The sequence below is a fragment of the Candidatus Latescibacter sp. genome, assembly GCA_030692375.1.
Classification (GTDB): Bacteria; Latescibacterota; Latescibacteria; order Latescibacterales; family Latescibacteraceae; genus JAUYCD01.
Genome location: JAUYCD010000053.1, coordinates 18,164 through 29,470, shown reverse-complemented (window position 1 = coordinate 29,470; position 11,307 = coordinate 18,164). Strand labels below are relative to the sequence as shown.

The following is an 11,307-nucleotide window of genomic DNA, read 5'->3' as shown; positions in this document are numbered from 1 at the left end:
ATTTGATCCTTTTGCAAAAGTCGATATTTGAAGCAGCCCCCTTCAATCCACCCCGCACGTACTTCGTACGAGCGGGGACCCCGTGTCCTTCGGACATCCTTCCCCCGGAGGGGGGCAGGAACAGACTGTGGAGCAACGACTTCCCTTGCCCCCTTCGGGGGAAAGGGACTGAGGGTTAGGGGGCTGAAGTAAAAACTTAACATTTTTTCAATTAAAAACGACTTTTGCAATTGGCTCATTTATTATCATGATTATACACCCGCATCCGCCGTTTCACAAGCACTTTTGATTCCCGATGTTGAGAAGGCTCCCGGATCGCCACCGAAACATCATGATAAAGAACACATTGACAAAATGAATTTGACTAAACATATTATAAACACTAGCCTAAATAATGATGGACAGGTGATGCTTTCCTCATTCCTGAAAGGAGCCGCCATGAAATTATTATCTATCTTTTTTATCGCCGCAGTCTCGTGTATCCTGACTGTCTCCGCCCGGGCGCAATCGAATTTCAGCAGCACGGAATACGGTAATTTTCTCCGGTCGAACCAGGACCTTCCGAGCGGAACCCTGCTCTCCCGTCATGCGCCGAAATCCCCTTACTTTAAAAGCCGGACCCCCGTTCTCACCGGCAATTATGCGTATCTGGATTCCATCGGAATCAAGTATGGTCTCACCGGCTCGGAAAAAGACCTCCTCACCCGTAACGGTTTCGTAGTGACAGAGCGGCAGATGTTCATCGGTTTCGGTCAAGCCTACCGGTCAATCTACAACCTGGATCTCCCGGTGTTTATAACCACCGATGCCGTGCTCCAGGCGCTGCATAATTCTTACGACAGCATCCTCATGGACCTGGAAATGTACCGCCTGCGCCTGAACCTGATACAGTTTCTCGATGCGCTTTCAGGGGCTTACCCGAAGCTTATGGATAGGTATGAAACTGATAAGCGTATGAAAGCGGCGCTGGAAGATGTTGACCTTTACGTGACCATTGCCCGTTCTCTTCTGGCCGGAGCGAAAGGCTCCCCGCAGTTGGTTTCTCCGCAGACTGTCGATACGGTTTGGAATGCCATCCACGCAGAGAAGATGGTCCAGATGCCGCTCTTCACGGAAACACCGCGTAAACTCGATTTCAGCCAGTTCACGGTTCGGGGACATTATACGCGCCAGGGATATGTGCAATATCTCGGGCCGTACTTCAAATGCATGATGTGGCTTGGCCGCACGGATTTCCTGCTCACTCCGCCTCCGGCGGGCGATGGTCTAACCATGGGCCGGGAAGACCTCCGCCGGATGAGTATTGACGCACTGCTCCTGAACGAGCTCTCGGCCCTTTCCGGGGAAAGCGACCTTTTGGACGAGAACGACCATGTTATTACTTTCCTGGTGGGCGAGAGCGACAACCTGACCCCGAAGGAACTGGCCGGAGTAGTTCGGACTCAGAATCTGGACAAGGCGGGCGCCCTTTTCGACGATACGGTCTTCAATGCTTTCCAGTCCGCTCTCCTTGCCACACCGGAAGCGGGGCAGCGTATTCTTTCCGATTTCTTCATCATGGACCCTTTCGCTGATAAACCGGACCCGCTTCCGGTTTCCTTCCGGCTCATGGGGCAGAAATTCATCATCGACTCCTACATCTTTTCCAATGTCGTTTACGACCGTATCATGTATAACGGGAAGAAGGTCTGGCGCCCGATGCCGGACCCGCTGGACGCTCTTTTCGTGCTGGGGAACGACGATGCCCTTCCACTGTTGAAAGAGCAGCTCGATACCTATCACTATTCCGCGCAGCTCGCCGACCTGCGATACCTCGTGGACGCTTATGATGATAATTTCTGGGGGGTGTCGCTCTATAACACCTGGCTTTCCGCAATCAGGGAGCTCAATCCTTCCGCGAACACTGACGGGCTGCCTTTCTTCATGCTCACTGCGGCCTGGCGGCAGGAGAAGATAAACACCCAGCTTGCTTCATGGGCGCAGCTCCGTCACGATAACCTTCTCTACGCCAAGCAATCCTACACGGGCGGAGCAGTGTGTTCTTTCCCGTATTCCTATGTCGAGCCTTACCCGGAGTTCTTCCGGCAAATCGGCCTCTTCGCGGAGCGGGCGGGCGCATATTTTTCGAAATACGGGGTTTACAGCACTCCCATCGGGCGGATTCCCGGATATTTTTCGGGTATGCGGGAGGTAATGAGCCGCCTGGAAACCATCGCCCGCAAGGAACTGGCCCGTCAATCTCTGACCGAGAATGAAAAGGAATACCTCCGGGAAATGCTTTACCAGAATACTAACGGAGTATGCGGAGCGCCCCCGGTACTTGGCTGGTACCGCGACCTTTTTTATGATTCGCAAAAATTCGACGATATGAGTACCCGTGATGCGGATTTTGTGATCGCCGATGTCCACACCCAGCCAACTGACGAGTTCGGCTCGGTTGTCGGACGGGTGCTGCATGCGGGCACCGGATGGGTGAACCTCGGAGTATTCCTGGTGGACTCCCCTTTCCCCGATATGGGTCCGACCGCTTTCGCAGGGCCGGTGATGTCGTACTACGAAACGATCACCAGTAATTTCGATCGCCTGACAGACGAGCGCTGGAACGAAATGCTTCAGAAGACGGATGCGCTTCCTCCGCGCCCCGACTGGGTGAATATTTACCTGGCTGACAGGAAAGGCAGCGCACGCATTACCGGCCGGGAACTGCCCGGAATTGTTCCGACCGGTGTCGCCGCAGAAAACGTGTCTTTGCCGGGGCAGCTCAAACTTCTCAGCGTGTATCCCAATCCGTTCAATCCTGCTGTTACTGTGCGTTACACGGCGTTGGCGTCCGGACAGATAACCCTGATTGTCTACGATATCATGGGCCGTAAATTAAAAACCCTCGCGGAGGGGTATCATTCCCCCGGAACATATTCTGTCCGGTGGAATTCAATCAACACGGCGAGCGGGTTGTATTTTTGCCGCCTTAAAGCAGGTATGCACGAAGAGACGGTTAAAATGCTCTTGATTCGCTGATATATCTGCGGTCATCCATCCTCCTCCTTCCCGCGCCTTGTAAAAAATGGGGTTTTTTTTGCCCGAATATGAGCAAACCAGGAAAAATTAAAAATGAATACGCGTTTTACCTCTTTTTCCCCCTAATGGAACATCCACATGGTTAAGCACAACCGATGAAGGTTCTCCTTTCACTCCAAACTTGTTTACCGCGCGCACACTCAGCGTATTCTTCCCGGACTGGAGCAGCCAGACCCAGCGCTCGCTTACTTTTTTCCAGCCGGTGTCGTTCACATCACAAGTATAGGGAGAGGATGAAAACACGAATTTTTAAAAGGCTTGTGAAAAAGTTGGTTTTTATTATCATATAGATACTGAAACGAGTTCAGGATGACGTCATGCCGAACTTGTTGCCGCTTCGCGGGAACGATGAAGCCGTTTCGGCATCTATCAATTAAACAGGGTTTTTCAAAAGCCTTTTATGGAACGGGGAAACACAGTGCATTTCGACTTTTTCACACGACTTTTAGTCTGTATATTTCCTCTATCCATCACAAACCAAAAGGCATGGGACTTCTCAAGAATGATTCGCAGCCGGGCATTTGGGAAATCAGCGACAAAGGCCGTCAATATTTGAAGAAAAAAGGATTATAGAAAAAAATGGAAAAGATAGGGCGCCTTTCCCTGCTTGCGTCATTTTCCTGCAGGGCAAAAAAGGGAGCGGATACTTCCTCCAATTCCTGCTCTCATACTCAGGTATATGAGTATTCTCCTGAAAGCGGTGAAAGGGTTCTGTTAGTGCTTTCCGGGAGTAACAACGCGAACCTGATAAACTACCTCTATTGTTTCGCTCCGGAACTATATGCCGCGCTCTGCTGTTGTCTGGATAGGGGGAATCTTTTCCTCGATCTCGATGGCATGGAAGCAGCCACAGCCGATGGCGAGGACGACAATCCTGATACCCGGGCGCTTTTGGAGGGGCTTGCCGCCGTCGCGCTCTTCCCGAAACGAGAGGTGAATCTGGAGGCCGCGCAGGGGATGGTTTCGGTTATCCTCTGCGGAGGGAAAGGTTCACGGATGCGCTCGAAAGAACTTCACAAGGTTTGCTTCCCCATTGCAGGACGGCCTGCAGTCAACCGCCTTTTAGACCAGCTTGAGACTGCGGGAGTGCATGAGCACGTCGTAGTAGTTGGTGAAAAGGGACTGCAGATAGTCCGTGAGATTGCGGAAATACGGGACAATGCGGCCTTCGTATACCAGATTAACGAGAACGGCACCGGAAACGCTGCCAAACAAGCCGCATACCTGCTCCAGTCTCAGGGTTACAAAGGAAACGTGCTCGTTGTATTGGGGGACAAGGTATTGGAGGAAACTGCGACCGAGCGTATGCTGCACATTTTCCGGGAGAGCGGGGCAGATGTAGCGGTCATGGTGGCGGACAAGCGGTTCTGGCCTGATGGGGGGAGAATGGTGTATGACCGCATGGGAAGGCCGGTTGACATCGTGGAGAAGCGCGATGTGCAGAAGATACTCCTCTCTGAACGCTTCCTTAATCTCGCCGGGGAGATGGAACGGATACCTGCCTGCCGGCTCCTTGAAGAAATCCTCGCAGTGCTGCCTTCTGATTCAAAAGCGAGGCCGATGTTCCCGGAGCTCATGGAGCGCCTCGATTCCGGGGAAGATCTCGACCGCAGTGAACTCGATGCGCTCATCCCTAAAACGAGTCGAAAATATGTTTATGAAGCGAACGGCAGGCAGATAGAAATGAGCGGTGAGGAACTGGAGCGGATGTGCAACACGATAAACCAGGCAGTTTACCTTTTCACCTCAGAGGCGTTCTATCGCCGGATATTCTCTCTGGGAACGGATAACGCCCAAAAGGAGGAATATCTGACTGATGTAATCCGCCTCCTTGCCCGCGACTCCGAACGACACTGGAAAATCATCCCTGTACCGGTGCGGGACAAGAATGAGGTATTGTCATTCAACAACCCTGAGGAACTCCTCCATATCGAGGAGTATTACAACACCAAGGAAGCGAACCTCACTTTTCGGGAGCAGGCCTATGCACGTATCGATGAGGAGCTCCGTAAACGGGCGCTCCGTCCGGTGACCGAGTGGGTTCGCATCCTTGAGGAGTTCGGCCCGGAAGTGCGGGCAGTCTTCGGGAAGATCTATGGAGTCAATACCGACCTGCACAGGGAGCGGCGAGAGGTCTATCTGAAGACCCTGCGGAAGTTCATCCGGGTATATGGCGCTCACCATCCGGTTATCATCTCACGGAGTCCTGGGCGGATCAACCTGATGGGCCGGCATGTGGATCACAGAGGTGGATACACGAATTACATGGCCATCAATTGCGAGGTAGTACTCGCGGCCGGGGTTAGAAACGACGATGTTATCGAAATCCACAACGTAGATTCCCGGAACTTCCGGCCTCGGAATTTTTCCATCGGCTCTGAACTCTCACGTCTCCCCTGGGACGAGTGGCTGAACATGATCAACTCGGAGAAAGTGCTGGAAATGATCCGGTCAAGCAGCGGGGACTGGTCAAACTACTTTCGTGCGGCGGCGCTCCGCCTCCAGGAAAAATTCAAAGGGCGGCTCCTCTTTGGCTTTAACGGTGTGCTCTCCGGTAATATTCCTCTCGCTGCGGGATTGAGCTCATCTTCAGCGGTTGTGGTAACCGCGGCGGAAGCGCTCACTTTCATCAACGGACTTGCCATCGCACCGAGCGACTTTGTGGACCTCTGCGGTGAGGGGGAATGGTTTCTCGGCACTCGCGGCGGGAGCGGGGATCACACAGCCCTTAAATTTGCGGAGAAAGGGAGTATTATTCATATGGGATTCCACCCCGTCCGCATTGAGAGTGTAGCGCCGTTCCCGGAGGGGTATGCGCTCTTCATTCTCCAGTCTCACCAGTCGCCAAGAAAACCCGAAAACGCCATGCAGATATACAATGAGAAAGTGGCCGCCTACGAAGCCGCTCAGGCTCTTGTGAAATCCCGTTACCCCCTGTTTCAAGAAAGAATTGTACACTTTCGGGACATCAATTCGGAGCATCTTGGACTAAAGCCGCATGAAATTTATGACATTCTCATTGACCTTCCTGAGCGTATCACCCGTTCCGATCTCATGACGGCTATCCAGGGCGAGGATCGAGAACGTTTGGAAAAGGTGTTTACTTCTCACCATGAGCCGGAGGGGGGTTATGAGGTGCGCCGGGTGGCGCTCTTCGGACTTGCCGAAATCCGGCGGGCGCGATTGATTCCGGAACTCCTGCAGGCGGGCAACATGGAAGGAACAGGTCGTCTCATGAATTTCTCTCATGATGGCGACCGGGTGAGCCGGATGAACGGATTGGAACGTGTAAACTACGACAATTCCTGTCCTGATGAGTATATAGCCTCGCTCAAAAACCGGTTGGCTGCATGCGATCCGACGGCTGAATTGCACCTGCAGCCGGGAGGGTATGGCTGTTCCACGCCGCTTATCGATGAGATGGTGGATACGGCGCTCTCCATACCGGGAGTTATCGGAGCGCAGCTGTCGGGTGCAGGATTGGGCGGATGCATCATGGCCCTGGTAAAGGAGGAATCCGCTGAGTCATTCCGGAAAATCATGATCGATGCCTTTTACCGGAAATACAATTTGCCTCACTCTGTGGAAAAATGCTTCCCCATCGAGGGATCGGGGGTAGTTGCATTATAAGTGTACCATTTTCCTGGAAAATCTTTTCTGTTGTAAAAAAAAGCCGCCTGTTTCTCACACGCGGCTGTTTTTAAATCTTTCATGGTGCGCCCTGAGGGAGTCGAACCCCCAATCCTCTGATCCGTAGTCAGATGCCTTAATCCATTAGGCCAAGGGCGCACATATAAACTGAAATAAATATATGAATTCCGGGGTTGTATTGCAATACATTTTTTTCTTTCTAAGCTTTCAAAACTGCGGTCACATCGGATACCCACACCGTATAATAAGCTGATTTTATTATTCGACATTTCTGATGAGAAAAAATGCTTTACTAACAGAAAAATATCCAAAAATATTTGCAACAATATGACTTCTTTATACGTCTAATATTAACTTTGAATATGAGAAAGGGAGGTGATGTAACATGTACGATGATTTGCGGGATGAATTGAGAGAGGTGCTCGATCAGCGTAACGGTGAAATAGAGGCTCTGGCAAACGAATTGGGAACTGAAGAGGAACTTCAGGCATTCATCGTCGCTATAGATGCGAAACTTCAGGCTTTAATCGATGATTTGGAACGAGAGCGCGAGATTCTGTCATATCGGGAAGAATAAGATCATTATATTGGTATAAAGTAACATTAATCCCACATGAGCCATGCTGTCCCTGAGATTGCATGGCTCATGTGGTTTTTTTTCTTCTTTACCGGGGGCAAAACCCGACAAGGAATTTCTCGAAAGCTCTCATGCTTTCAAAGCTGGTTCGGTCTATCTCGAAATTCAGATGTTGAGGGGGGATGGGGTTGAGCGCCGGCTCGATAACCGTCTTCTGGGCAGGAAGAGTGTAAAACCGGTAAATGCTGGCATCACGGAGCACTGCTACAGCGCTGGGATTGAAGGCGTTGTCCTCGGTGCGTACCAGGCCGATGCCCTTGGTCAATGACCATTTTTTTACCGCATTTTTTTGTGTGATGGTGAGATTCACTGCGCTGAAAATGCCTTTATCGGTTTGTATGCTCTTTTCATCTTCCACCTGGATAGAAGTAGTGAGAATATTTATCTCATGGTAGTTCTCGGATACTTCAGAATAGTAAATGTAACTCCATATCGTTTCCGACTGCACCGTAGATTCGTAATGCTTTTCTGCCTGAACATCCGTTGTATTTTTAAGGAAAAGGTATCGGGGAGTATAGGAAGTAGTAACATCCATGGTAAGGTAAGGCGGCATGATGCCTTTCCATTCTTTAGTATTCTCGGTGGTTTTTATAATATAAATATTCCCGTTTTCAACTTCCAGATAGTCTGTCAAGGTGAGACGGCGATGGGTGACTACCTGTTGAACAGTAACATCCCAGTAGAGTTCGGTTATTCTTTGAAATCCATCTATTCGAACGCTTATGTTCTGGAGTGACCAGAATTCAGAGTTTTTATCCTGGTTGGCAATATAAAATTCGGGAATCATGTATCGATAACTCCAGGTCTCGCCGGAAGGAATGGGGAAATAAGAATTCAACTGAAAATCCTTCACTGTTACCGGAATAGTCGTTTGGCTTGTTTTTTTATCAGAATCGGTTCCCTGCAAAGTAATTTTATGGCTGCCCGGAGAAAGATAGGGAACAATAAGCGTCTGCCCGGAACCCAGTCTGCCATCCCGGTCGGAAAACCAGGCCAGCGAGCTGTCGGGCAGAACACCATCTTCCAGATCGTACCCTCCTCCCGTAAGTTTAACATTGCTGGGGCTGGGGATTACAGTATCGTGGATGGGAGAGATGATAGTGATTATTGGTGAAGCGGATGCCACCACCAGATCAACTGTCGGTTTTAAAGAAGGTACCTCCAGTATGGTATCGGCATAGTTTGCCCGTTTGATGGTGAATTGGAGAGGCGTCTGCGGCATGTTATTGCAAATGGCAATCCCATTCTGGTTGGTAACAAACTCGAAGGTCGGCGGTTTGGTCAGTATTTTGGCGCCTGGGCAGGAACGGCCGGTGTCATCATAAATGGACACATTTACCGTGGGGATATAGGTAAAGAGTATTTTTTGGATTTCTCCTATATCTACTGTAGCTGCTTTGGAAAAAACCGGGAAGTCGGCTTTTTTAACCGATACCTCATAAGTGCCTTTCGGTATGTTGACAAGAGCGGCATATCCTGTTGAATCGCTGAAGATACGCATGGTAGCAGGTTGAGTCGATATTTCGAATCCGGGCAAAAGACGTCCGGAATCATGCTGCACGGTTACGGTAATGCCGGAAGAACCCTGCTGTATTTCATCGTTTCCCACTGTTTTTTTCCCGCAGCCGGAAAAAATGATAAATAGAATCGGTATCCCGGATAGTACCGGGGACAGCTTTATTTTCATCGCGTTTCACCTGATTATCATAAATTTTTTAGTAAGCGACAAAGCGGTTCCACGGAGCCGATAGAAATAAAGACCGGTCGGCAGCTTGTCCGCCTTGAATTGTATGGTATGAGATCCCGCTTCCTGGAAACCCCCATCCATTTCAACTATTTTCTGTCCGAGGATATTGAATATTTCCAGGGTTACCCTACCCCCGGTGGAGAGTATGAAAGGTATGATCGTTGTACTGTTAAACGGATTGGGGAAATTCTGTTGGAGGGTGATGATAAAGGGACTGACTCTTCCATCTACCGTCATATTCACCTTTTGTATCCAGTGCGGAATGTTCCCCCGACCTATATCCTTAAGACTCATCCCGAAGGCTTTCGAAACATTCTCGAATTCATTGAAAGAGATGTTTTCACGAGTGATGCTGGTACCGCGTACATTCACTTCATCCGGGAGCATGGTATCCTGGATGATTTTCATTGTTTCATACTTGGATAAAGACTGGATATCCCGGACTGTCAGGGAATCGTTGGTAATCGTGACCATAACTTCCGGAAGGTAACTGAGTCCGAAATTCATAAGGTAAATGGTTTTTTCATAGCGGATATATGGATTAGCGTTGATACCGGTAGAGCGCTGAAAGCCCAGGCCGATGAGCGGAGCTTTAGGCGGCAGCACCCCGGGAATTGAGGATACAAAACAGTCGAACATCATTTCATTTCCGCTTTTGCGGATATTAAATATTTCAATACCGGTCTTTCTCTTATCGCGATTTGTATAAGAATTGGGATTTGTGTTTAAACCGAAAGCTGTGTATTTCACTCCGTCGAAAACATCGGTGGAATCTCCCAGATTCCCGCCGTGGTAGGCACTATATTGTAAATCATGCGCCCAATAATCCAGATTATCTTTTCCTTTTATGGGATCAGGTAATTTCCCCATCGGGTACCCTGAATCCGCATAGAGACCATCGGCGCATTCAAGATCGCAAACTTTTATCTCTTCTGTGGAATTGCTCTCCCGCTCCTGGATATGCCAGATTAAAAGGCCGCTCTTGGGAAGCTGGTTATCATAGTACAAACTGCCATCATTCTTACGGTATTCAATCAGAAAATATTCATCGGAATTGATCCACATGCGAAAAACCTGCCCGCCCGGATCGCTCACATCTTTTATTTTAACCCCTTCAATGACACCGTACAAATCCACCAGGTTGGAATTGTGGATGCCGATGCAGTTCATGAGCATGCGGTTATAAGCGCAGGGGCCGACCGGTACACCAAGGCCTCCCCATCCCAGCGCTCCATGGCCCAAAACGCACCAGTAGCCGACTCCGGCTGAATCGGTTTCAGGGGTATCATATACCTTGTCCATGAGATCATCCGCCCCATAGGCGTGGGAGATCTCGGCTACAATTGTTCCCAACGCCTGGTGCCCGTTCAGCGCTGTGGCAATACATCCGGAAAAGGAGTCCACTTTGATGTTATAGCCATTGGCGCTTATATTATGGGTATAATAGGTATCTTTCAAACTGATGTTCATGACTCCGGTAGCTAATTTCAATATAAAATTGTAAGGCCGTGTTCGGGGCACAAGTATAATATAATCCACGAAACCATCGTCATCGCCGCTGTTCGGTATCCCATCCATGCCGTCATTGTCATATTTTGCCAGATTCACCGTGGGGTCATTATCCAGCATGCGGATGATATCCAGGCAATAGAGGTCGCTGGTGCGATAATATGTGGTGTCCTGGGGCATTTCGTACATCTTGGGGAGATATTCGCCGATCACCTTATACTGTCCGAATGATACTTGCTTGAAGTAGTCATTAACACTTCCCATCTGACCGTTGAAAAGGTCCTTCGCCCAGGGAGGAGCCAGTGTATCGCCCGGAGTTTCGCCTTTGAACTTGGTGAAAACCACCAGCGCATGGAGAGGATTGATATTTCTCGGCCAGGCGTAAGCAGAGGCGGCGGTTTTATGTATCGGACCAATGGGCAGGATTTCATTATCCGGTTTCACTGCATAATCCCCGGTGAGGGGGGAAACCGCTGCCATGACAAGCAGAATGCTTGCGCCTATACTAAAAAAAAACGATCTCATATCGATTTCGATTCCTTTGGATTATATTAATCTATTATACCGGGCAAGAGGCATAAAGTTCCCGAAATATAGATATAGATGCCGAAACAAGTTCTTCCTGACGCCGTTCAATATAACTGTTTCATCACCGGAGCAATTAATGCAACTTTTTATTCAAACT

Annotated in this window: 6 protein-coding genes and 1 tRNA gene; 3 read left to right on the top strand and 4 right to left on the bottom strand. The window is 49.6% G+C overall.

The annotated features are described in order from the left end of the window. The first annotated feature begins 438 nt into the window (after nucleotides 1-438). Nucleotides 439-3,018 carry a DUF3160 domain-containing protein gene (locus Q8O92_03505; protein ID MDP2982378.1) on the top strand — a complete coding sequence of 860 codons (2,580 nt, stop codon included), beginning with the start codon at nucleotides 439-441 and terminating at the stop codon, nucleotides 3,016-3,018. Between the two features lie 87 nt (nucleotides 3,019-3,105). Here Q8O92_03505 and Q8O92_03500 read toward each other — a convergent pair whose 3' ends face one another. Then, nucleotides 3,106-3,321, bottom strand: a complete 216-nt coding sequence (locus Q8O92_03500) for a hypothetical protein (protein MDP2982377.1) — start codon at nucleotides 3,319-3,321, stop codon at nucleotides 3,106-3,108. Nucleotides 3,322-3,657: 336 nt separating this feature from the next. Here Q8O92_03500 and Q8O92_03495 point away from each other — a divergent pair, with 336 nt between their 5' ends. Continuing rightward, nucleotides 3,658-6,708, top strand: a complete 3,051-nt coding sequence (locus tag Q8O92_03495) for an NTP transferase domain-containing protein (GenBank protein MDP2982376.1) — start codon at nucleotides 3,658-3,660, stop codon at nucleotides 6,706-6,708. A gap of 82 nt (nucleotides 6,709-6,790) precedes the next feature. Here Q8O92_03495 and Q8O92_03490 read toward each other — a convergent pair. Next, nucleotides 6,791-6,867 (bottom strand) — tRNA-Arg (locus tag Q8O92_03490). A 247-nt stretch (nucleotides 6,868-7,114) separates the two neighbouring features. Here Q8O92_03490 and Q8O92_03485 point away from each other — a divergent pair. After that, complete coding sequence (locus Q8O92_03485) at nucleotides 7,115-7,306, top strand: hypothetical protein (GenBank protein ID MDP2982375.1); 192 nt, start codon at nucleotides 7,115-7,117, stop codon at nucleotides 7,304-7,306. 88 nt (nucleotides 7,307-7,394) lie between these two features. Here Q8O92_03485 and Q8O92_03480 read toward each other — a convergent pair whose 3' ends face one another. Beyond that, nucleotides 7,395-9,053, bottom strand: coding sequence for a carboxypeptidase-like regulatory domain-containing protein (locus Q8O92_03480; protein ID MDP2982374.1), 1,659 nt, complete (start codon nucleotides 9,051-9,053; stop codon nucleotides 7,395-7,397). A 6-nt stretch (nucleotides 9,054-9,059) separates the two neighbouring features. After that, nucleotides 9,060-11,147 (bottom strand): T9SS type A sorting domain-containing protein, encoded by a 2,088-nt coding sequence (locus Q8O92_03475; GenBank protein MDP2982373.1) that lies wholly within the window; start codon nucleotides 11,145-11,147, stop codon nucleotides 9,060-9,062. Nucleotides 11,148-11,307 lie beyond the last annotated feature (160 nt).